This is a genomic window from Leptotrichia sp. oral taxon 417 (assembly GCF_013394865.1).
In the GTDB taxonomy this organism is placed as follows: Bacteria; Fusobacteriota; Fusobacteriia; order Fusobacteriales; family Leptotrichiaceae; genus Leptotrichia; species Leptotrichia wadei_A.
Genome location: NZ_JABXYV010000001.1, coordinates 2,282,374 through 2,304,304, shown reverse-complemented (window position 1 = coordinate 2,304,304; position 21,931 = coordinate 2,282,374). Strand labels below are relative to the sequence as shown.

The 21,931-nt window shown below is 30.8% G+C and carries 21 protein-coding genes and 1 other RNA gene; 16 read left to right on the top strand and 6 right to left on the bottom strand.

Translation table 11 applies throughout. The features are described 5' to 3' along the window. Positions 1–18 precede the first annotated feature (18 nt). Positions 19–1,188, top strand: coding sequence for a hypothetical protein (locus tag HW276_RS10580; RefSeq protein ID WP_178938408.1), 1,170 nt, complete (start codon positions 19–21; stop codon positions 1,186–1,188). Positions 1,189–1,302: 114 nt separating this feature from the next. On the opposite strand, the gene HW276_RS10575 is transcribed toward HW276_RS10580, so the two are convergent. The 4 genes from HW276_RS10575 to HW276_RS10560 form a co-directional block, all read right to left on the bottom strand. Continuing rightward, positions 1,303–1,680, bottom strand: coding sequence for a DUF1304 domain-containing protein (locus HW276_RS10575; RefSeq protein WP_178938407.1), 378 nt, complete (start codon positions 1,678–1,680; stop codon positions 1,303–1,305). A gap of 30 nt (positions 1,681–1,710) precedes the next feature. Beyond that, a complete protein-coding gene (gene map / locus HW276_RS10570; RefSeq protein WP_147004407.1) occupies positions 1,711–2,484 on the bottom strand; it encodes a type I methionyl aminopeptidase in 774 nt (257 codons plus the stop codon). A 75-nt stretch (positions 2,485–2,559) separates the two neighbouring features. Further along, positions 2,560–3,189, bottom strand: a complete 630-nt coding sequence (locus HW276_RS10565; protein WP_147004406.1) for an adenylate kinase — start codon at positions 3,187–3,189, stop codon at positions 2,560–2,562. 304 nt (positions 3,190–3,493) lie between these two features. After that, a complete protein-coding gene (locus HW276_RS10560) occupies positions 3,494–3,751 on the bottom strand; it encodes a hypothetical protein (protein WP_010126470.1) in 258 nt (85 codons plus the stop codon). A gap of 220 nt (positions 3,752–3,971) precedes the next feature. Here HW276_RS10560 and nadN point away from each other — a divergent pair, with 220 nt between their 5' ends. The 7 genes from nadN to tgt all read left to right on the top strand — a co-directional run bounded on the left by nadN (position 3,972) and on the right by tgt (position 12,624). Then, positions 3,972–5,762, top strand: coding sequence for an NAD nucleotidase (gene nadN, locus HW276_RS10555; RefSeq protein ID WP_178938406.1), 1,791 nt, complete (start codon positions 3,972–3,974; stop codon positions 5,760–5,762). A 309-nt stretch (positions 5,763–6,071) separates the two neighbouring features. Then, a complete protein-coding gene (gene nadA / locus HW276_RS10550; RefSeq protein ID WP_178938405.1) occupies positions 6,072–6,968 on the top strand; it encodes a quinolinate synthase NadA in 897 nt (298 codons plus the stop codon). A gap of 1 nt (position 6,969) precedes the next feature. Next, a complete protein-coding gene (locus HW276_RS10545) occupies positions 6,970–8,271 on the top strand; it encodes an L-aspartate oxidase (protein ID WP_178938404.1) in 1,302 nt (433 codons plus the stop codon). Then, a complete protein-coding gene (gene nadC / locus HW276_RS10540) occupies positions 8,249–9,103 on the top strand; it encodes a carboxylating nicotinate-nucleotide diphosphorylase (RefSeq protein ID WP_178938403.1) in 855 nt (284 codons plus the stop codon). The genes HW276_RS10545 and nadC overlap by 23 nt, the downstream gene beginning before the upstream one ends. Positions 9,104–9,125: 22 nt before the next feature. After that, positions 9,126–9,545, top strand: a complete 420-nt coding sequence (locus HW276_RS10535) for a MazG nucleotide pyrophosphohydrolase domain-containing protein (RefSeq protein ID WP_178938402.1) — start codon at positions 9,126–9,128, stop codon at positions 9,543–9,545. A gap of 5 nt (positions 9,546–9,550) precedes the next feature. Then, positions 9,551–11,218, top strand: coding sequence for a bifunctional UDP-sugar hydrolase/5'-nucleotidase (locus HW276_RS10530; RefSeq protein ID WP_178938401.1), 1,668 nt, complete (start codon positions 9,551–9,553; stop codon positions 11,216–11,218). A gap of 224 nt (positions 11,219–11,442) precedes the next feature. Continuing rightward, the gene (gene tgt / locus HW276_RS10525; protein WP_178938400.1) at positions 11,443–12,624 is read left to right on the top strand and encodes a tRNA guanosine(34) transglycosylase Tgt; all 1,182 of its coding nucleotides are present in this window, start codon (positions 11,443–11,445) and stop codon (positions 12,622–12,624) included. A 136-nt stretch (positions 12,625–12,760) separates the two neighbouring features. Here tgt and ssrS read toward each other — a convergent pair. Both ssrS and HW276_RS10515 read right to left on the bottom strand, forming a co-directional pair. Further along, positions 12,761–12,963: non-coding RNA, 6S RNA (ssrS, locus tag HW276_RS10520), on the bottom strand. Positions 12,964–13,047: 84 nt separating this feature from the next. Next, positions 13,048–13,725, bottom strand: coding sequence for a Crp/Fnr family transcriptional regulator (locus HW276_RS10515; protein WP_178938399.1), 678 nt, complete (start codon positions 13,723–13,725; stop codon positions 13,048–13,050). A gap of 197 nt (positions 13,726–13,922) precedes the next feature. Here HW276_RS10515 and HW276_RS10510 point away from each other — a divergent pair, with 197 nt between their 5' ends. The 8 genes from HW276_RS10510 to HW276_RS10475 all read left to right on the top strand — a co-directional run bounded on the left by HW276_RS10510 (position 13,923) and on the right by HW276_RS10475 (position 21,201). Continuing rightward, on the top strand, positions 13,923–14,426 hold the full coding sequence (locus tag HW276_RS10510) for a hypothetical protein (RefSeq protein ID WP_178938398.1): 504 nt from the start codon (positions 13,923–13,925) through the stop codon (positions 14,424–14,426). A 176-nt stretch (positions 14,427–14,602) separates the two neighbouring features. Then, the gene (yqeK, locus tag HW276_RS10505) at positions 14,603–15,178 is read left to right on the top strand and encodes a bis(5'-nucleosyl)-tetraphosphatase (symmetrical) YqeK (RefSeq protein WP_178938397.1); all 576 of its coding nucleotides are present in this window, start codon (positions 14,603–14,605) and stop codon (positions 15,176–15,178) included. A 22-nt stretch (positions 15,179–15,200) separates the two neighbouring features. Then, the gene (gene rnr, locus HW276_RS10500) at positions 15,201–17,477 is read left to right on the top strand and encodes a ribonuclease R (protein WP_178938396.1); all 2,277 of its coding nucleotides are present in this window, start codon (positions 15,201–15,203) and stop codon (positions 17,475–17,477) included. A 26-nt stretch (positions 17,478–17,503) separates the two neighbouring features. After that, positions 17,504–17,953: an SsrA-binding protein SmpB gene (smpB, locus tag HW276_RS10495; protein ID WP_147004394.1), complete on the top strand. Its 450-nt coding sequence runs from the start codon at positions 17,504–17,506 to the stop codon at positions 17,951–17,953. Between the two features lie 136 nt (positions 17,954–18,089). Further along, entirely contained in the window at positions 18,090–18,407 is a 318-nt protein-coding gene (locus tag HW276_RS10490; RefSeq protein WP_018451299.1) for a co-chaperone YbbN, read from the top strand. Positions 18,408–18,651: 244 nt separating this feature from the next. Then, positions 18,652–19,677 (top strand): UDP-glucose 4-epimerase GalE, encoded by a 1,026-nt coding sequence (gene galE, locus HW276_RS10485; protein WP_178938395.1) that lies wholly within the window; start codon positions 18,652–18,654, stop codon positions 19,675–19,677. 32 nt (positions 19,678–19,709) lie between these two features. Continuing rightward, the gene (locus HW276_RS10480; RefSeq protein WP_178938394.1) at positions 19,710–20,945 is read left to right on the top strand and encodes an aminopeptidase; all 1,236 of its coding nucleotides are present in this window, start codon (positions 19,710–19,712) and stop codon (positions 20,943–20,945) included. A 25-nt stretch (positions 20,946–20,970) separates the two neighbouring features. Then, on the top strand, positions 20,971–21,201 hold the full coding sequence (locus HW276_RS10475; protein ID WP_178938393.1) for a chorismate mutase: 231 nt from the start codon (positions 20,971–20,973) through the stop codon (positions 21,199–21,201). Positions 21,202–21,931 lie beyond the last annotated feature (730 nt).

The window sequence follows — 21,931 nt, the reverse complement described above, 5'->3', positions numbered from 1 at the left end:
AAAAACAGGAGGAAATTTATGAAAAAATTGTTTATATTATTGTCATTGCCATTGTTTTTTAGTTTAAATTCAAAATCGCTGGCATATACACGGGCAGAGCTTATACAGGATAGGCTTTCTAAAATTGGGATAAAACAGGATATTATTGATGAAACTATAAAATTTCAATATGATATTAAAGATGAAAAAAATTTTTTTACAGAAGAGGGGAAGGAAAGTGATGATTTTCAAAAACTGAAGGAAATTTATGAAAAAGATGAGAGAAATGAAACCTTGGGAGCAACTATTGCTGGTGCGTATATGGTTGGGGAACAGAAGGATTTTAAAAAAGCAAGACAATATATGGACAAAATTTCAAAATATTCGTCAAAATTTGACAGATTATCAAATGAATTGAGTTATTATAAACTAAAGGGCGATGAAAAAAATTCTAAAAAGTATTACAACCTTTTGAAAAGAAGTTATAAGGGAACTCCAGTTATGGATTTGGTTGAAATATTAAATGATAATTTAGAGATGATTTCGTTTCTTAATACATTGGGAGATTATTTAAATGAAGAAGATAACAATATTAATAATGAAGCGAATGATCTTCCAGATGGATTTTTATATGATGAAAAAAATGGGATCATACAAAATAAAGATGAAGATGAAAATGATGATTCTGATGAAGCGGAAAATGATGAAGAGGACAATCAGACTTATTCTGAAAGCATAAAGGAAATCCTTGATGATGGAAAAGAAACATTGAAAAGTCAAAAGGAGGAAGCTGATAAATATCGGCGAATAGCAGATTATTTTAAAATTGATAAAAATCAAAAGGAATTTGGTATTCCAGATGACTATGTGAGGGGATTTGAACTAAAATTTGCAGAAATAGAAATATCTAAAAATATGTTGAATTATGGAGTGGGAAGCGCAGTAAAATATTATCTGGATAACGTTTCAACAAAGGATGTAAGTTATGAAGATGTATATTTTAACGAGCAGTCGGAACTGGCACTTTATCTGTCTATTGCTCAAATGCTCGCAGCTGCTGATGAAAGTGTAATAAACAAATACAGAAAGGAATTTGAAAACACAAGAGTAATTAAACTTTTAGATGAAGTTTTGGAAAATGAAAGAAAAAAAGAGAAGGATAAAATTGAAAATCCTGATAAAAATAGTAAAAAACATATAAAAGGTTAATTTTTGAAATTAGATTTTGCGAATAAACTTGTAGCAGGGGGTTATTGACCCCTTGTTATTATTTACAAAAAAATACACCTAAAACTTTTCTTCATTTCAGGTGCATTTATAAAATTATGAAATTATCAATGGCAATAATAATAAAATAAAAGCCATTAATGCAGGCATTCCCTGTAATAAGAATATTTTTTTTGAAACTGTTACAGAACCATAGATTGCTGCACAGATAATACAAATCAGGAAGAAAATTGCAATTTGAAATTGAAATTCTCCGCTTTCGGTTAAACTCCACATTAATCCTGAGGCAAGAAAACCGTTGTATAGCCCTTGATTTGCCAGCATTTTTTTTACACGTTCATCTTTTAGAAAGTCTAGTTCCAATCCAAAGTTTTTTTGGATGGATTTACTTTCGTTCAGGTACATTTCAAGAATTAATATGTAATAATGCTCCATTGCCACGAATAATATTAATATGAATGCCAGTATGCTCAATTTAATTCTCTCCCTTCATTATATTTTTTGTTAATCTCTTACACTTAAAATTACAGGCTTTCCATCAATAATGGCAAAACTGTGTTCATATTGGGCTGAACGTTTTCCATCTTTTGTAACGGCAGTCCACATATCAGGCAATATCTTCACTTTATAAGTTCCAACGTTTACCATTGGCTCAACTGTAATTACCATTCCGTTTTCAATTTTAGCTCCAGTTCCAGCTCTTCCATAATTTGGAATAATTGGATCTTCGTGCATTTCCTTTCCAACTCCGTGTCCTGCAAAATCCCTTACAAGCGAGAATCCAAAACTTTCCACATATTCTTGAATAGCATGCCCAATGTCGCCAATTCTATTTCCAGCATGTGCCGCTTCAATTCCAATAGCTCTTGCCTTTTCAGTAACTTCCATCAATTTTTTAGAAGTTTCATCAATTTCTCCAACAGCATAAGTAATTGCAGAATCTCCAAAATATCCATCAAGCACTGTTACTGTGTCAATTGTCAAAATATCCCCTTCTTTTAAAATTTGCTTTTTGCTAGGAATACCGTGTACCACAACTTCATTTACAGAAATACAAGTTGCAGCTGGATATGGAGGATATGGACTTCCTATGTCATATCCCTTTGTTCCTGGGATTGCCCCTTGGCTTCTAATATAATCTTCTGCTATTTGATCAAGTTCATAAGTGCTTATTCCAGCCTTTACATATTTCGGCAATACATCTTCAAAAAGTCTTGCGATTATTTCATTAGCTTTTTTTATTTTTTTTATTTCATCTAATGTTTTGTAAATTATCATTTTTTCTTCTTCTTTCTAAATTTCTTTTTCTTTTTTTATTTGTTAAAAGTTAATTTCGCTAAATAATATTTTTTCTTATTTTTCCAAAATATCAATTATATCTTTTGTAATTTCTTCCAGTTTTTTTGCACCATCTACGCTGTAAACTTTATTTTGCTTTTTGTAAAAATCCAATACTGGCGCTGTTTGTTCGTTATAAACTGCCAATCTTTTTTTAACTGTTTCTTCGTTATCATCTGCTCTTTGTTCCAAATCTTCTGGATTTTCGTCAACTGGCGGATTATATTTTATGTGATAGATTTTACCAGTTTTTTTAGAAACTCTTCTTCCCGTAATTCTTTCGATTATTTCTTCATCACTTACTTCAAGTGCAATTACTTTTTCAATTTCTCTATTTGATTTTGCTAAAATTTTATCAAGTTCTTCAGCCTGAGCCACAGTTCTTGGAAATCCATCCAAAATGAACCCTTTTTTACAGTCATCTTCTTTAAGTCTTGCTTCTACAAGTCCATTTACAATATTGTCTGAAACCAATTTTCCTTCATCCATCAATTTTTTTGCTTCCAGTCCAAGTGGAGTTTTATTAGCGATTGCCGCTCTTAAAATGTCTCCAGTTGAAATTTGAGGAATTTCATATTTTTTAATTAATTCTTTTGCTTGAGTCCCTTTTCCTGCTCCAGGTGCTCCAAATAATACTATATTCATAATTATATCCGATATTTTAAATATCGCTCCTTTCTAAATTATTTATCTATACTTAATTTTAACATTTTAATAGTTATTTTTCAATTTTCTTTTTTAATTTTTTAAAAAAATAATGAATTTAATTTGGAAATAAAAAATAACCGCTGCCTTTTATAACAACGATTATTTAAAGTTATTATTTTTTCTTATAGTAAGAATCTTGCTGTAAAAATAAATCAATTAATAAATAAATAAAACTTTTGTTATATAATTATTTATACTTAATGTTTACTAAAACAGTTTTCAAAATATCTTACATTATAAATTATCTTCTTCTGGCAGCTCTCGCTCTAGCGGCAGCTCTTTGTCTACGTGTAGGCTCCTTTTTCACATATACTACTTTTGAATTTTGCTTTTTAGGAACTTTCACGAAAATGTATCTTCTTCTTACGATTTTACGTGTAGGTTCTTTTTTTACATATACGACTTTGTTATTTCTTCTAGGTGCAGCAAAAGCTGTAAGTGAGATTCCAATAACTCCAAAAATTAGAATCATTTTTTTAATAAGATTTCTGATGTTCATTTTATCATCTTCCCTTCTTTAAAAATTATTTTTTAACAATGAAAAAATTGTCTTTTGAATTATAGCACATGTTTATTAAAAAATATTGTCAAATTTATTTGAAATCTATGTTTAAAAAAAATTATTTTTTTTAGTGATTTTTTTTGAAAATCAAGTTATAATTAAACTGGAAATATAAAATTTGAAAAATAGAAATTATATAATGCAGGAGGTAAAAATTATGAAAAAGTTACTTTTGTTAGGTTTAGTATTGGCATTACTGCCAGCAGCAAATTTAGAGGCAAAAACTGTTAAAAAAGCAGCTGGAAAAAATTCACAAAGTACATTTGAGTTAAATGTTGCTCATATTAATGACCATCATTCACATCTGGAAGAGGAAAAAATGCCAATTAAGCTGGATGGAAAAACAGTTACGGTGCATATTGGTGGATTACCTAGAGTAGGACAGGAAATTAAGAATTTTAGGAAAAATAATAAAAATACTCTTGTGGTTCATGCAGGTGATGCTGTGACAGGAACTCTCTATTATACGTTATTTGAGGGGAAAGCAGATGCCGAACTTATGAATGCGATTAATTTTGATGCCTATACTTTGGGAAATCATGAATTTGATGATGGGAATAAATTTTTGAGATCATTTTTGGATGCTTTAAAAATACCAGTAGTTTCATCTAATGTTGTGCCTGATAAGGGAAGCATACTGGAAGGCAAATGGAAGCCTTATATTATAAAAAATATTGGTGGACAAAATGTGGGAATTATTGGAATAGATGTTGTGAAAAAAACGAAGGAGTCTTCTAGTCCAGGAGAAGATATTAAATTTTTAGATGAAGTTGAAACAGCTAGAAAATATGCAAAAGAACTTCAAGATAAGGGAATAAATAAAATAGTGCTGTTATCTCATGCAGGATATGAAAAGAATGTGGAAATTGGGCAAAAAGTTGATGGAATTGACTTGATTATATCGGGAGATACGCATTACTTGCTAGGAAAGGAATTTGAGCAGTTCGGATTAGTTCCTGAAGCTGACAGTTATCCGAAAAAAGTAAATTCTCCTAATGGAAATCCTGTCTACATTGCAGAAGCGTGGAATTATTCATATTTGCTTGGTGAAATGAAGGCAAAATTTGATAAGAATGGAGTGATTACAGAATTGATTCCTGCACCAAAACTGCTAATTGGAGATGACTTTTTTGAAGTGAAGGATGCCGATAGTAAAGCTGTTCAGCTTGATGAAAAGGAAAAAAGCAAGATTTTAAATTCAATAAAAAATAATAAAAATATAGTTGCCATAAAAAATGATCCAGCTTTGGCAAAACTTCTAGAAAGATACCAAAAGGAAAAAACAGAACTTGGAAAACGTAAAATTGGTAAAATTACTGAAGAAATCCCAGGGGGTTCAGATAACAGAGTGCCAAGTGAACATAATAAAGACGGTTCATTCGCAACAACTCTTGTGGCGGAATCTGTTTTGCATAAATTAAGAAATACAGGAACTGGAAATGTTGATTTTGTAATTGGAAATGCAGGAAATGTAAGAATTACGCTAAATCCTGGAGATTTTTCATATGATTTGGCATATTCATTATTGCCGTTTACTTCAAACACAGTATTTATAACAGATGTTACAGGTGCAGAAGTAAAGCAAATTTTGGAAGATGCGATTGATTATGTATTAAATGGCGGATCAACAGGGGCTTTCCCTTATGGTGCAGGAATTAGATACGAAGCAACAAAGGAAGGTACTCTTGGAACAAGAGTTAAAAAAATAGAAGTATTTGACTTTAAAGCAAATAAATGGATACCAATTGATGCTAAAAAAACTTATATGCTAGCCGTAAATTCGTATATTGCCAAAGGAAAAGACGGATATACAACATTAGGAAAAATCACGGCTCAAAAAAGAGGAAACGATACTCATTTAAGCGATACAAAGATGTTTATTGATTATTTGAAGGAGAAAAAAGAGCTTGGAAAACCAAAATCTACAAATGTAATTTTTAAATATTAAAACTTCTGAATAATTTAGCTTTTTAAGCAGAGGGGTTGACAGTATTAAAAAATTTTATGAAATATTTTAGGAGCTTTAATCTTAAAAATTATACTGTTTTAGCATAAATAATATATTCTAAATAAAAAAAGGAGAAATGCTACTATATAGATTAATAGCAAAAGAGAATATATTATATGTACCGATAGCTAGTCGGGAATTTACGACTGTGGAGAGCAAAAAAGTATGTTTTGATCAAAAGTATGCTCGATGAAGCAGTAATATTCTAGTGTGTTGACTATATTTTGACACATTTTGGTAGCAAGAGCAATGAAAGAGAGAATAAAAAAATTAAAAAAAGAAAAAGATGTGGCGATTTTAGCTCATTATTATGTAGATGGAGATGTACAGGAGATTGCTGACTATGTTGGAGATTCTTTTTATTTAGCTAAGACTGCGACAAAGCTGAAAAATAAGACAATAATAATGGCAGGAGTATATTTTATGGGTGAAAGTATAAAAATTTTAAATCCAGAAAAAACAGTGTATATGGTTGATATTTATGCTGACTGTCCTATGGCACATATGATAACTATAAAAAAAATAAAAGAAATGAGAGAAAAGTATAGCGATTTGTCGGTAGTATGCTATATAAATTCAACAGCTGAAATTAAAGCACATTGTGATGTCTGTATAACTTCATCCAATGCACTTAAAATTGTAAGTAAATTAAAAGAAAAAAATATCTTCATAGTTCCTGATGGAAATTTAGCCTCATATATTGCAAAACAAGTAAAAAATAAAAATATTATTTTAAATGAAGGTTATTGTTGTGTACATAATTTAGTGCATTTGGAAAATGTAAAGAAACTAAAAGAAGAATATCCTAATGCAAAAGTTTTGGCTCATCCAGAATGCAAGGAAGAAATTTTAAAATTAGCAGACTATATCGGGAGTACAAGCGGGATAATCGCCGAGGCTTTAAAAGAGGGAGATGAATTTATAATTGTAACTGAAAGAGGAATTAGATTTGAAATATATAAGAAAGCTCCTAATAAGAAATTGCATTTTGCAGATACTTTGATATGCAGAAGTATGAAGAAAAATACCTTGGAGAAAATTGAAAAAATTTTGACGGAAGGTGGAGATGAACTGAAAGTTGATGATGAAATAGCTAAAAAAGCTCTAATTCCTTTAGAAAGAATGTTAGAATTGGCAGGGGATTGAAATGAAAGCTGAAAATTACGATGTGGTTATAATTGGTTCTGGAGTTGCAGCATTGATTTGTGCTTTGACATTAGATGACAGTATAAATATATGCTTAATAACAAAAAAGGAGCTTAAAGACAGCAATTCTTATCTTGCACAGGGTGGAATATCTGTTTGCAGGGGAAAAGAGGATAGAGAAGACTATATTGAAGATACTTTAATTGCAGGTCATTATAAAAATGACAGAAAAGCAGTCGAAATATTAGTTGATGAATCAGAAGAAGCTGTAAAGACTTTGATTGAAATGGGAGTAAAATTTACAGGTGATAAAAAAGGTCTTTTTTATACAAGAGAAGGAGGACATAGAAAATTTAGAATTTTATATTGTGAAGATCGAACTGGTAAGTACATAATGGAAAGCCTTATAAAAAAAGTTTTGGAAAAAAAGAACATAAAAACAATAGAAAATTGTGAATTTTTAGATATAGTTGAAGAAAATAATACTTGTCTTGGTATTGTAGCCAAAAATAAAGAAATATTTTCAATAAGATCTAAATTCACAGTTTTAGCAACAGGAGGGATAGGCGGAATATATAAGAATACTACAAATTTTTCTCATATAAAAGGAGATGGAATAGCGGCAGCTATCAGACATAATATAGAATTAAAGGATATTTCGTATGTTCAAATACATCCAACGACATTTTATGCAAAAGATAATGAAAGGAAATTTTTGATTTCGGAATCAGTAAGAGGGGAAGGAGCGGTGCTTTTAAATCAGAAATTTCAAAGATTTACAGATGAGTTAAAACCTAGGGATGAAGTTACGAGAGCAATACTGGAAGAAATGAAAAAAGACAAATCTGAATATGAATGGTTGGATTTTAGCACAATAAAATTAGATATTGAAAAAAGATTTCCAAATATTTATAAACAATTAATAAAAAAAGATATAAATGTATTGAAAGATAAAGTTCCAGTAGTTCCTGCTCAGCATTATACAATGGGAGGAATCAAGGTTAATATGGATTCAAAAACTTCAATGAAAAATTTGTATGCTGTTGGTGAAGTTGCCTGTACGGGTGTTCATGGGCAAAACAGGCTTGCAAGCAACTCGTTATTAGAAAGTGTTGTGTTTGGAAAAAGAGCAGCCCATTCGATTAATGTTGAAAATAACGTCTCTAATTATAATAATGTGACAGCAGATAATGCATTTAAAAATATTGAAAAAGAAGTTTTTGAAATAGAAAATAAAATAAAAGAAAATAAAAATATTATAGAGCAAAGGATAAAAGAAGATGAGTTTGAGAAAAATAGATAAATTTCAAATGGATAATTCAATCAAATTAGCATTAAAAGAGGATATTACTTCAGAAGATGTAAGTACAAATGCAATTTATAAGGATGATAGACTGGCGGAAATTTCTTTATATTCCAAGGGAGAAGGTATTTTAGCGGGACTTGATGTATTTAAAAGAGTTTTTGAGTTAAATGGTTCTCCTGTTTTTACTGAATATAAAAAGGATGGGGATGAAGTTTTTAAAAAAGATCTGATACTAAAGATAAGAGATGATGTAAAAGCATTGCTTTCTTCTGAAAGAGTAGCTTTAAATTATTTGCAAAGAATGAGTGGAATTGCAACTTATACAAAAAAAATGATAGAAGCGCTAGACGATAAAAACATATATTTACTAGATACAAGAAAAACTGTTCCAAATATGAGAATATTTGAAAAGTACGCAGTTGTAGCTGGTGGAGGGCATAACCATAGATATAATCTTTCCGATGCGATAATGTTAAAAGACAATCATATAGATGCCGCTGGTTCAATAACAAAAGCTATAAAACTTGCTAGAGAATATTCTCCTTTTATTAAAAAAATTGAAATAGAAGTTGAAGATTTAGAAGGGGTAGAAGAGGCAGTTAGAGCTGGAGCAGATATAATTATGCTTGACAATATGGATATAGAAACTATTAAAAAGGCTATAAAAATTATAGGAAAGAAAGCTATAATAGAATGTTCTGGAAATATAGACATTAATAATATAAATCGCTTTAAAGGATTGGAGATTGATTATGTTTCAAGTGGAGCTATAACACATTCAGCTAAAATTTTAGATTTAAGTCTAAAAAATTTGAGGTATATAGAATAAGAAAGAAAGGGGATAAATTTTTATGAAACGTAATGCTGAAGATATGACGCTTAAGGAAGTCCAGTATCTGATTAAAAGAATAGAAAAGGGAACTTTGGATGAAAGCAGGGATAAGGAAAATTTACAGCGAAAAAGAGAAAATGGACAAAGATTAGTTTTAAAATTAATTGAAGAGTTTGGGGAACTGGCTGAAAATATTAGGAAAAATGCGAGATTTGATGGGGAAAATATAAAGGGGACAATTGAGGAGGAAGTGTTTGATGTTTTTTACTATGTTATTGCGATTGCGAATGACTATGGGATTGATTTGGAAAAAATCTTTTACATAAAGGATGAATTGAATAAAGTGAAATATGGAAGGGAATTTTCAATTTATGAAGCTCGGGAAAAATGGAAAAATATGATGGAAAATAAAAAAAATAAAAAAGAAGAGGGAAAATAGAAATTATGTCAATGAAAAATATTGATGCTTGCTTAGAAAAAAAAGAAAATAAAAGGGAAGTGAATATAAAAATACTTGGAACGAGTGATGTGCATGGAAGAGTGCTGGCTTGGAACTATGGGGCAGATGAGGAGGACAGGTCAGGCTCTTATGCGCAGATTTCAACATTGATAAAAAAAATTAGAAAAGAAAATAAAAATGTGATTTTAGTGGAAGTTGGGGATGCGATACAGGATAACTGGATAGAAAAATTTGCGATGGTTCCAAAGCATCCTGTTCCCCAGATTTTAAATTATATGGGCTATGACATCTTTGTACCTGGAAATCACGAATTTAATTTTGGAATGCCAACTTTGTCAAATATTTTAAGAGATATGAAACTTAATAAATTGACAGCTAATTTATATTACAATGAAAATGCTGAAAATGATACTAACTTTTCAAAAAATAAAAGAAGATATTTGGATGCCTCTGTAATTATTGAAAGAGATGGCATAAAAATAGGAGTTATTGGACTATCAACTCCGATGTCTGCGCAGTTTGAAGAAGATACAGGCTACTTAAAGGATTTTTACTTTGTATCGCCTATAAATGAAACTAGAAGGCAAATAGAAAAATTAAAATCTGAAGGGGCAAATGCGATTGTCGTAGTGGCTCACATGGGAATTGAAAATGAAAATAACATTCCAGAAACTGGAGTAAGGGATCTGGCAAATGCTGTACCTGAAATTGACGTAATTATTGCAGGACACATGCATCAAAATGTTCCAAAGAAAATAATTAACGGTGTTTTAATTACAGAGCCTCATAGATACGGCACTTTTATTTCAGAAGTCGATTTAAAATTTGAAATTGAAAATGGAAAAATCAGTTTAATAAGCAAAGATTCGACAACTGTTCCTGTAAAAGATGAGGAGCCTGATCCAGAAATAGAAAAAATTTACAAGCCTTTTCATAACAGACTTTGTAAAATTGCAAATGAAAAAGTGGGCGAAACTTTAAATGATATGGTGCCAAAAGGGAAATTTCACGGTGTGTCGGCAGCTTTTGCCAAAGATACTGGGCTGTCTTCGTTTATAACGGATGTAGAACTTTATTACAGTGGAGCAGACGTGGTTTCATTTGCATATAATTATGAAAATGTTAGGCTTAATAAGGGGGAAATTAGGAGAAAGGACATAGTTTACAATTACAGATATGCAGGTGGAGATGTTACAATTTATAAAATGACAGGGAAGCAACTGAAAGATTATATGGAATGGGCTGCTGACTATTTTGACACGATACAGCCTGGAGATACGGAATATCGGTATAATAGTGAACGTGCTGAAAGAAAATATGTGACTTTTGATATTTTTGGCGGAGTGAAGTATAAAATTGACTTGAGAAATGAAAAAGGTAATAAAATTACTAATTTAATGCTTGTAAATGGAAAAGAGATAACTTCTGAAATGGAACTGAAAGTTGGAATGAATGCTTACAGATTTGAGCAGCTAGCAAGAAAAGGCGGAATTTTTGATGGGCAGGAAATTCCAGTGTTATGGGCATCTAAGGAGGCAATTGGCGAAATTGATGGAACAATTCAAAATATGATGATTGATTATATAAAAAATGTGAAAAATGGAATAATAGAAGGGAAAAGTCATAATAATTGGGAAATTATAGGATTATAATAAATTTTTTTAAAAGTTATATATAAAAAATAATAGGCAATTGTAAAAGTAAAAGCGATAAATATTGAACAACAGCGGCATTTGTAATCGCAAGGGGTCAAGACCCCTTGTCAGGAAGCGGAGAAAAACAAGAAAAATCAAGCATAAAAATACTGTGTTTATTGCGTTTTTAGACTTTTACAAATGACTATAATAAAAAATAAATTTAGGAGAAAAAACAAATAATGAGCATAGAAAAGGAAAATCAGGATTTTAATAATCCAATAAAATATAAATTGGAAAAAAGTGATGGAAATGCACGTGCGGGAATTATAACAACTCCACATGGAGAAATAAAAACTCCAGTATTTATGCCAGTGGGGACACAGGCAACTGTGAAGGCTATGACTAAGGAGGAACTGGAAGAAATTAATTCTCAAATTATTCTTGGGAATACGTATCATTTGTATTTGCGTCCAGGAGATGAATTAGTAAATGATTTTGGCGGGCTTCACGGATTTATGAGATGGGATAGACCGATATTAACTGATAGTGGCGGATTTCAGGTATTTAGTCTGGGAGATTTGAGAAAAATAAAGGAAGAAGGTGTTTATTTCCGTTCGCATCTGGATGGATCAAAGCACTTTTTATCGCCTGAAAAATCTATTTCAATTCAAAATAATTTGGGAAGCGACATTATGATGGTGCTGGATGAATGCCCGCCAGGATTATCAACACGTGAATATTTGATTCCATCTATTGAAAGAACCTCAAGATGGGCAAAACGTTGTATTGAAGCAAATAGGAATAAGGACAGACAGGGTCTTTTTGCAATTGTGCAAGGTGGAATTTATGAGGATTTGCGGGATAAAAGCCTTGAAGAATTGTATGAGGCTGACTATGGATTTGCGGGATATGCTTTAGGAGGGCTTGCAGTTGGAGAGCCACGTGAGGATATGTATAGAATTTTAAAATATATTACGCCCAAATTGCCTGAGAATAAACCACGATATTTAATGGGAGTTGGAGAGCCGGCGGATATGCTTGAGGCTGTGGAACATGGAATTGACATGATGGATTGCGTTCAGCCTACAAGAATTGGAAGACACGGGACTGTTTTTACAAAATATGGAAGACTTGTCATTAAAAATGCTGTTTATTCAAGAGATGACAGACCTTTAGATGAAGATTGCGACTGTTATGCCTGCAGAAATTATACGAGGGCATATATTAGGCATTTATTCAAGGCTGGAGAAATTTTGGGGCAAAGGCTTGCAACATATCATAATTTGCATTTTTTGCTGAAACTTATGGATAATGCACGTGAGGCGATTATTGATGGAAGATTTAAGGAATATAAGGAAGAAGTGCTGAAAAATTATGCAATGGGGAAGGAAAGTGATTGGATAAAGCCAAAGTCAATATAAAATAAAAAAACTGCAGGGGATAAAAACCTTGCAATTTTTTTAAAATTTTATATAGAACAAAAAGATTTTTATGAAATAATTTGAAAGAGCAGAAGGAATAACCGATATTTTGCTCGCAATAACTTTAATATTAAAAAAAAAATCCGATCTACCGTTCTAACTTAATTTTTGGTTGCCTGCAAAATGTTACAGGTGGTAGTCATATTTATAAATTGTACAGAATCCGTACAAAACTTAAAGTAGTCGTGATTTTCCTGAGACAATTTATAAAGGGATAACCCCATTAAAAAAGAGTAAAGCCCAAAAATTTGGTGTTAGTGGCGTATAGACCAGAAATATTATACATATTTGAATTTCTTATTTAAGCAAAAATATTTATTGCTTTTCACTTCTTCAATATTATAACTGTTATACGAAAAAATGTCAAACATTCTTTTGAAAAAAGTTGGAAAAATTTATAATATAAACGTTATTTTCTATTTTTTTTAAAATTTTTCTTTTGCATAAACTTGAAATTTCCCTTGATAAGGCGGGCCTTGTTACTTCAAATTTTTTTGCTAGAGCTGAAATACTGGGCAAAAACTTTATTTTATCATCTTGAGCATTTTCTTTTATATAGCTAAGAACCTTTTCTTCAATTGTCTTATGTGTAAAATTAAACCAGATACGTTTTGACAAATATTGGCTTTTATTTGAAATTTCCCTTATAAAGTTAAGTAAAAGCCTTTTATCTGACTGGATTAGATCCAGATATTTTTCCTTATCCAAAAAAAGAAATTCAGAATTTTCCAAAGCTATCAAATCAACAGGGAAAACATTATTTTTTCCAAATAAAAATGCAGAAGCCAGCACTTCACCAGCCTTCATTTGATTTATAACAATTGTATCTCCGTTAAATTTCTGCATTTCTCCACGTGCTGTTCCTTTTACAATAATAATAATTTTTTTTAAAATATCTCCACGAAAAAATACAATTTCATTTTTTTTATATTCTTTTATTTTAAAGTCAGCTTCTGTTAGACATTTTGCGATTTTATCAGGGTTTAATCCTTTAAACAGTGAAACTTTTGTCAAAAAAAGTGACAGATCTTTTATTTTCATTTTTTACCTTCTGTTATTTTAAATTTTTTAGTTTGTATATAAAATATTTTGTATATATTATCATTTTTGATTTATGATTTCAAGAAAAATTTTAAAGAAAAATATTTGGGTGTAAGCCAACTAAAAGACTATTCAAGTCAATAACTTAAGATTGCTGGTTATAATAATTATTAAAAGAAAAAAGGAGAAAATAATAAATGGAAAAAAGTAAAAAGATAGTTATGGCAGTTTTGCTTGTAATGAGTATAGGCTGCATTGGAAATGCGAAAGTGTCAGGTAAAAGCGGAAAATTTAAAAATGTAAAAAGACCAGCTGTTACATCAAAAAATTCAAAGAGCAGTTCAAAAGAATTGAATAGTGAAGAATATGCAAAAGTTTTGGATAATTTTATGAAAAAGGCGGAGAAATATCTTGAAACAGGGGATAAGGTACGGCTTGTGGATGATTATATAAATGATATTGAAAATGCGAAGGTTTCTAAAAAGGCATTGGAAGATAATTATGATGCTGATAAAGAGGCTTTTGGAATGGTTGAAGTGGCAATATTTATGAAAAGTTCATATTCAAGTGGAGAAAAGGCTAAAAAGTTGACAGATGCAGATTATGAGAGAATACAGAAAAAATTTACTAATACAAGTAAATTTAAACAGCTGGAAGGATATGTGGAAATACAGCCAGTACAGCCATTACAAATTCAATAATTTTAAGAACTCGGGCAAACTTAGATAAAAAAAATAAGTTGTCTGGGTTTTATTTTTGTGGTAACATATAAATGAAATATAAAATATAATATATTTGAATCGAATTGGAAAATTGAATAATTTTTGAATTTGAGTATAATTTTTGAAAATATTATTTATGTAAAGGGGAAATTAAAATGAATATGGAAGTAATTAAAGCAAATGTAAGAAATTTTTTAGATGAAAAAAGATATGAACACGTGAAAAGAGTGGCAAAATGTGCTGTGGAACTGGCAAAAATTTATGGAGTTCCTGTGGAAAAAGTGGAAGCTTCAGCTTGGCTTCATGATGTGGCAAAGTTTTTTAACTTGTCTGTTATGATTGACTTGACAAGGGGGAAATATCCTGAAGTGGCGGATAAGATGTCACAATCTACGGCTGTGCTGCATGGATTTGCAGGGGCTGAATTTGTACGGCAAAATTATGACTTGTTTGGAGTTGATGATGAGGAAATTCTGGATGGGATTAAATATCATACTATTGGGTGCGAAAATATGAGTACACTTGCGAAAATTATTTATCTTGCTGATGCGATAGAGGAAAAGAGAAGCTGGGAAGGTGTGGAAAAGGCTAGAGAATTGGCAAAAACAGATTTAGACGAGGCAATAAAATTTGAAATTGAGGAAAAATTAAAATATTTGCTTGCGAAGGATTCTATCATTCATCCAAATGTTATAAAATTTAGAAATTCGATAATAGCTAATAAAATTTAGAATAAAAAAATAGAGGTAAAATATGGGAAATAAAAAAAAGAAAGAAAGACATAGAAATATTGAAAATAGTGATAAAGATTTTCATAAGGAAAAAAGATTTGGCAAAAAAAATTATAATGCTAAAAAGGAAAATCAGAAAACTCCCAAAATGGAACTTAAAGAAGAACGGGAATTGAAATATTTAAAGCAAGTTCTGTCAGAATATGAATTTACTTTTCAGGAAATATTGCAGCTTTTGGAATGGAGCCAGAAAAAACGGAAAATGTATAAGCAGCTTTTAAATGCTTGGGAAGAAAGTGGAGAAATCTACTTGAAAAGAAATGGGAAATATACTTTGCCTGAAAAGGAAGGATTTGTAAAAGGTGAAATTTCTATTTCCAGCGGGAATTTTGGATTTCTTGATATTAATGGGCAGGCTAGTGTCTTTATTCCTGGAACTTATTTAAATACGGCTATGAATGGAGATACTGTTTTAGTTCGTATTTTAAAGGAAAGTTCAGATAATAAGAAGCGGGAAGGTGAAGTTTATAAAGTTATAAAAAGAAATCGGGATGTTATTGTCGGAATTTTTGAACATAACTTGAGCTTTGGATTTGTACGTCCAAGAAATTCTCCAAAGGATATTTATATTCCAAAAAAATTAATAAGAGGGGCTAAAACTGGAGATTTAGTGGCTGTAAAAGTAGATTTCTGGGGAGATGACGAAAGAAAGCCTGAAGGCGGGATTGTGAGCATTTTAGGAAGTCCTAAGGATACAGAAGCACTTATTTCATCACTGCTTTTAAATGAGGGAATTGAGGAGAAATTTCCAAATGAAGTTTTGCAGGAATTGGATAAAATAGATGAGGATTTTTCAGATGAACTTGAAAATCGTAAGGATTTACGGCATCTTGACATTATCACAATTGACGGCTCTGATGCAAAGGATTTAGATGATGCAGTTTATGTGGAAAAAACGGAAGACGGATATAAACTTTTTGTAAGCATTGCCGATGTTTCCTGTTATGTAAAGGAAAATACCGAACTTGATACAGAAGCATTAAAACGTGGAAATTCAATTTATCTTGTAGACAGGGTAATTCCTATGCTGCCAAGAAAATTGTCAAATAATTTATGTTCGCTTAATCCAAATGAAGATAAGCTGACTTTTACTGTGGAAATGGATTTGGATAAAAGGGGTAAAGTTATAAAAAATGATTTTTATAAATCAGTTATAAAATCAAAATACAGAATGACTTACGAAAATGTAAATATAATTTTGGAAAAAAATGAAGAATCAGAAGAATACAGAAATCTTTACGACAAATATAGAAAAATTGATGAAATGTTAAAAAATATGCTGGAACTTTCTAAAATCATCAGAAGCAATAAAAAAAGACGTGGGAGCATTGATTTTGAATTGCCTGAGATAAAGGTAGTCTTGGATGAAAATAAGGCCGTGAAGGATATTGTATTACGTTCCAGAGGGGAAGCAGAAAGAATCATTGAAGACTTTATGGTTATTGCAAACGAAACTGTGGCGGAAAAACTTTTCTGGGAGGAAATTCCTGCGATTTACAGGGTTCACGAAGATCCTGACAAGGCGAAAGTTCAGGCATTGAATGAAACTTTGATAAAATTTGGATATTCTCTGAAGGGATTGGAGGAAATTCATCCTGGAAAATTCCAGAATATTATTGAAAGAACGACAGGACTGCCAGAAGGCTACCTAATTCATAAATTAATTTTACGGGCAATGCAGCGTGCAAGATATGCCAATAAGAATTTAGGGCATTTTGGACTGGCTTCAAAATATTATTTGCACTTTACATCACCAATTCGGAGATATTCTGATTTAATCGTTCACAGAATGTTGGGACGTTCAATTGAAAAATTTATGAGCGAAAAGGAAAAGGCAAAATATGGTGCTAATTTTGAAGCGATTGCCTCAAGTATTTCAAGAACTGAGCGAGTGGCGGACAAACTGGAAGAAGATAGCGTAAAAATCAAGTTAATTGAGTATATGCAGGATAAAATTGGACAGGTTTATATTGCCAGACTTAGTGGAATGAATAAAAATAAAATATTTATGGAGCTGGAAAATCACATAGAAGTGGTTTACAATGTTACAACAGCACGTGATAATTTCATTTACGATGAGGAAAACTTTAAAATTGTGGATAAAAGAAATAATGAGTCCTACACTATGGGAAGTACAATGAAAGTGAGCATTGTAAGTGCAAGTTATGCTAAGATGGAAATTGAGGTCATACCCTATGTGGAAGAAAAAGTAAAAATTGACGAAACTGAAGAAGAATAAAAAACAAAATAGCAAAAGGAGGGAAAATGCCAGTATTAGCTAGAAATAAAAAGGCTTTTCACGATTACTTCATAGAAGACAAGCTGGAAGCAGGGATTGAGCTTGTGGGAACGGAAGTGAAGTCGGTAAAGGCAGGAAAAGTCAGCATAAAAGAAAGTTTTATAAGAATTATACGAAATGAAATTTTTGTGATGAATATGCATATCACGCCTTATGAATTTGGGAATATTAACAATGTGGCAGAATCTCGTGTGAGAAAATTGCTTTTGAATAGACGTGAAATAAAAAAGTGGAGTGAAAAGATTAAAGAGCAAGGTTATACTATTGTTCCAATTTCAATTTATACAAAACAAAGGCTTGTAAAAATGGAAATAGGACTTGCAAAAGGAAAGAAAATGCATGATAAAAGAGAATCGTTGAAAAGAAAAGATATTGAAAGAGATATGAAAAAATTACAGAAAAATTTTGGAAGATAAAAATTGCATAAATTGATTAGAATTAGTATAATAGACATATTCAAAAACTATTTGAATTTAAAATTTAACAAAACAATTTGAATATTTCAAAAGATATAAAATAAAAGAAAATATAAATTATAGAGGGAGTGAAATTATGAGTAAAATCATAAATTATGCTGGAGAAGATTTTGATAATGAAATAATTTTGCAAAATGGGCTTACACTTGTTGATTTTTTTGCCATCTGGTGCGGACCTTGCCAAATGTTGGAAAAAGTTCTAGCGGAAGTGGCTAATGCTTCAGAATGTAAAATTGTCAAAGTTGATGTTGATGATTATCCAGAATTTGGAGCGAAATTTAAAATAAGAGGACTGCCTTTGCTTTTACTTTTTAAAGATGGACAAATTGTGGAAACTTTGAATGGTTTTCAGACTTTTGATGAAATTATGGAAAAAATTAATTTACATAGTTAATTTTGAACTCGTTTTTATTTTAACAAGGGGAATTATTTGTCACTAATTGAGATATTATTTTTTTATAAAATTTATACTATTTTGCATTTAAACAGCAGAATAGTTATAAATTTCTTTGCAAGGGGTCAAGACCTCTTGTTAGCAAATAATATAAAATATTTTTAAACAGAGTTTAGTATTAATATAGTATTTTAAATTTTTTTGTATATGGAAATAAAAATTTTTAGAAGGAAGGGATATTTTTATGAAAACTATTTTAGTTCCAGGGGGAGCAGGATATATCGGTTCGCACACTGTGTTAGATTTGATTAAAAAAGGATTTAATCCTATTATAGTGGATGATTTTAGTAATTCTAGTAAAAAAGTTATTACAATTTTAGAAGAGCTTTCTGGAGAAAAAATAAATTTTTATGAATTGGATGTGAAAAATAAAGAAGGTTTGCAAAAAATTTTTAGAGAAAATAAAATCGATGCTGTTATTAATTTTGCAGGATTTAAGGCAGTGGGAGAATCTGTAGAAAAACCGCTTATGTATTATGAAAATAATTTATTTGGAATGATTACTTTGCTTGAAGTAATGAAAGAATTTAATGTAAAAAATATCGTATTTAGTTCGTCAGCTACTGTTTATGGTGTTTCTGAAAAAGTACCTTTTGTGGAAACTGATCCGATGGGAGAAGTTACAAATCCTTATGGGCGTACAAAAGTAATAATCGAACATATTTTAATGGATTTGGCAAAATCTGACAATACTTGGAATATAATTGCTCTTAGATATTTCAATCCATTAGGTGCTCATGAAAGCGGAAGAATTGGAGAAGATCCAAACGGAATTCCAAACAATCTTTCACCTTATATAACTCAAGTTGCAGTTGGAAAATTGGAAAAATTACATATTTTTGGAAATGATTATGATACTCCAGATGGAACTTGTATAAGAGATTTTATTCATGTAAATGATTTGGCGGCAGGACATTCAGCAGCATTGAATTATTTATTTAATAATGAAAATCTTGGTTTTGATGCGATAAATTTAGGAAGCGAAAAAGGTTACAGCGTTTTTGAAATTTTAAGTAATTTTGAAAAAGCTGTTGGAAAAGAAATTCCTTATGTAATTGATGGCAGAAGAGCTGGAGATATTGCAGTTTGTTATGCAGATGCTTCAAAAGCTAAAAAATTATTGAATTGGGAAGCAAAATATACAATTGAAGATATGTGCCGTGATTCTTGGAATTGGCAAAAGAAAAATCCAAATGGATTTAAAGATTAATTTATTTAAAAAATATCGAAAGGAACTAGAAAATGAACAACTTTGAAGACAAATTAAATAAATATGCAGAAGTAATTGTAAAAATTGGAGCAAATGTGCAAAAAGGTCAGAAAGTTTGGGTAAACTGTACGACTGATGCATTGCCATTGGTTTACAAAGTTACAGAATTAGCTTATAAAGAGGGAGCGAGTGATGTTCATGTTAAATTGACAGATGATAAATTGTCAAGACTTCATGCTGAATATCAGTCAAAAGAAGTTTATTCACATATCCCGCAATGGGCAATTGACGAGAGAAATGACTATCTTGACAATAATGTTGTATTTATACACATTTTAAGCAGCTCTCCAAACTTATTCGCAGGAATTGATGCTGAAAAACTGGGAGCGTTGACAAAAAATGCAGGGGAAGCCTACAAGTATTACAGAACTTGCATCATGACAGATGTAAACTCTTGGACAATTGCAAGTTATCCTTCAGCAGATTGGGCAAAACTTGTGTTCCCAGATGAAACAGATACCGATGTTGCACAGGAAAAATTGCTTGATGCAATATTGAAAACTGTAAGAGTTGATAAAGATGATCCAGTTAAGGCTTGGGAAGAACATAGAAAGAATTTGAATGAAAAAGCTGAATTTTTGAATAGCAAAAATTTTGTGGCACTTCACTATACTTCAAAAGGAACTGATTTGACAGTTGGACTTCCTAAAAATCATATTTGGGTGGCAGCTGGAAGTGTTAATGCGAAAGGGGCTGATTTCTTGCCTAATATGCCGACAGAGGAAGTGTTTACGGCTGGAGACAGAGATCGTGTAGACGGTTATGTTTCTAATAAAAAACCACTTTCGTATCAAGGAAATATTATTGACAATTTCAAATTGACTTTTAAAGATGGAAAAGTTGTAGATTTTGAAGCAGAAGAAGGTTACGACATTTTGAAACAGTTGCTTGACACTGATGAAGGTTCGAGAAGAATAGGAGAAGTTGCTCTTGTACCAAATGATTCACCTATTTCAAATTCAGGACTTCTTTATTATCAAACATTATTTGACGAAAATGCCTCAAACCACTTAGCATTGGGTGCCGCATACCCGACTAATGTAAAAAATGGAACAAAAATGACAGAAGAAGAATTAATAAAAGCTCACATTAATCAATCAATTTCACATGTTGATTTTATGATTGGTGATGCTGAAATGGATATTGACGGAATTTTGGAAGATGGAACGAAAATTCCTGTATTTAGAAAAGGAAATTGGGCGTTTTAAATTTTAAAATTTTGGAGATAATATTATGAAATGCAATAGTTTGGAAGAAGTGAGAGAAAATATTGATAGTATAGATGATAAAATTATAAAATTAATTGCAGAGCGTTCAGATTATGTAAGACAGGCAGCATATTTTAAAAAGTCAAAAACAGATGTAAAAGCAGCTGATAGAGTTGAGAAAATAATAAAAAAGGTCAGGGAAAAGGCTAAAATTTATGGTTGCAGTCCAGATGTTGTGGAATTGATTATGAAATAGTGTAAGAACACTCGCAACTTTAGTTATGAGATGAATTGCACGAAAATTTAGTAAGCATATGGAAAAATTTTAGTAGATAGAATGTAGAATATATGATATAATATCTATGATTGAAGACTGTAATGGAGTATTAAATATTCTCAAAGAAAAGTAAAGTTGTGGACTTAAAAGTTGTCCTATACAATAGGGGCGAGCTGAACACGCCTAAAAGAATAAGGATAGTTGTTGTGCTATCAAACTTCTTAGAAAATTTTTAAATACTTTTAAAGATTTTAGAACCCTGCGACTTTAGTCGTGGGAGGTTCAGTGGTGAAGAAATGAAAACTTCTGAAAAAAATGAATAGTTAATAAAAAAGAAACTGCTTTAATTCAAGGGTTTCTTTTTTTGTTTTAAAAAAAAACAAATTAAAAATTTTCATGCTATTTTTTATTTAAAAAGTAGACTGGTTATAAATTTCTTTACAAGGGGTCAAAATTTTTTATTAGCAAATAATAGGAAAATATAACTTTTATTTTTAAACGGAGTCTAGGATTAATTTTTATTTAGAAAAAAAACTTGCATTATTTTCTAAAAAGGTATAAAATTAGTTTGGTAATTAAAATGTTCGATTTTCACAGCATTTGTTTCAGTTTTGAAATCATTATAAAGTGCTTTGTTATACAGGAAGTTTTCTTATTAGTTTGAATGTATAAGTGTTATTTGTGAATCGAAATTAATAAATATTAAATA

Bases quoted from the DNA above. Each gene is read 5' to 3' on its own strand.
- galE (WP_178938395.1), top strand. From the start codon at position 18,652: ATGAAAACTATTTTAGTTCCAGGGGGAGCAGGATATATCGGTTCGCAC.
- HW276_RS10580 (WP_178938408.1), top strand. From the start codon at position 19: ATGAAAAAATTGTTTATATTATTGTCATTGCCATTGTTTTTTAGTTTA.
- HW276_RS10535 (WP_178938402.1), top strand. From the start codon at position 9,126: ATGAAACGTAATGCTGAAGATATGACGCTTAAGGAAGTCCAGTATCTG.
- HW276_RS10545 (WP_178938404.1), top strand. From the start codon at position 6,970: ATGAAAGCTGAAAATTACGATGTGGTTATAATTGGTTCTGGAGTTGCA.
- nadC (WP_178938403.1), top strand. From the start codon at position 8,249: ATGAGTTTGAGAAAAATAGATAAATTTCAAATGGATAATTCAATCAAA.
- HW276_RS10565 (WP_147004406.1), bottom strand. From the start codon at position 3,189: ATGAATATAGTATTATTTGGAGCACCTGGAGCAGGAAAAGGGACTCAA.
- yqeK (WP_178938397.1), top strand. From the start codon at position 14,603: ATGAATATGGAAGTAATTAAAGCAAATGTAAGAAATTTTTTAGATGAA.
- HW276_RS10490 (WP_018451299.1), top strand. From the start codon at position 18,090: ATGAGTAAAATCATAAATTATGCTGGAGAAGATTTTGATAATGAAATA.
- nadN (WP_178938406.1), top strand. From the start codon at position 3,972: ATGAAAAAGTTACTTTTGTTAGGTTTAGTATTGGCATTACTGCCAGCA.
- HW276_RS10530 (WP_178938401.1), top strand. From the start codon at position 9,551: ATGTCAATGAAAAATATTGATGCTTGCTTAGAAAAAAAAGAAAATAAA.
- HW276_RS10480 (WP_178938394.1), top strand. From the start codon at position 19,710: ATGAACAACTTTGAAGACAAATTAAATAAATATGCAGAAGTAATTGTA.
- smpB (WP_147004394.1), top strand. From the start codon at position 17,504: ATGCCAGTATTAGCTAGAAATAAAAAGGCTTTTCACGATTACTTCATA.
- HW276_RS10510 (WP_178938398.1), top strand. From the start codon at position 13,923: ATGGAAAAAAGTAAAAAGATAGTTATGGCAGTTTTGCTTGTAATGAGT.
- map (WP_147004407.1), bottom strand. From the start codon at position 2,484: ATGATAATTTACAAAACATTAGATGAAATAAAAAAAATAAAAAAAGCT.
- rnr (WP_178938396.1), top strand. From the start codon at position 15,201: ATGGGAAATAAAAAAAAGAAAGAAAGACATAGAAATATTGAAAATAGT.
- HW276_RS10515 (WP_178938399.1), bottom strand. From the start codon at position 13,725: ATGAAAATAAAAGATCTGTCACTTTTTTTGACAAAAGTTTCACTGTTT.
- nadA (WP_178938405.1), top strand. From the start codon at position 6,072: ATGAAAGAGAGAATAAAAAAATTAAAAAAAGAAAAAGATGTGGCGATT.
- tgt (WP_178938400.1), top strand. From the start codon at position 11,443: ATGAGCATAGAAAAGGAAAATCAGGATTTTAATAATCCAATAAAATAT.
- HW276_RS10475 (WP_178938393.1), top strand. From the start codon at position 20,971: ATGAAATGCAATAGTTTGGAAGAAGTGAGAGAAAATATTGATAGTATA.
- HW276_RS10560 (WP_010126470.1), bottom strand. From the start codon at position 3,751: ATGAACATCAGAAATCTTATTAAAAAAATGATTCTAATTTTTGGAGTT.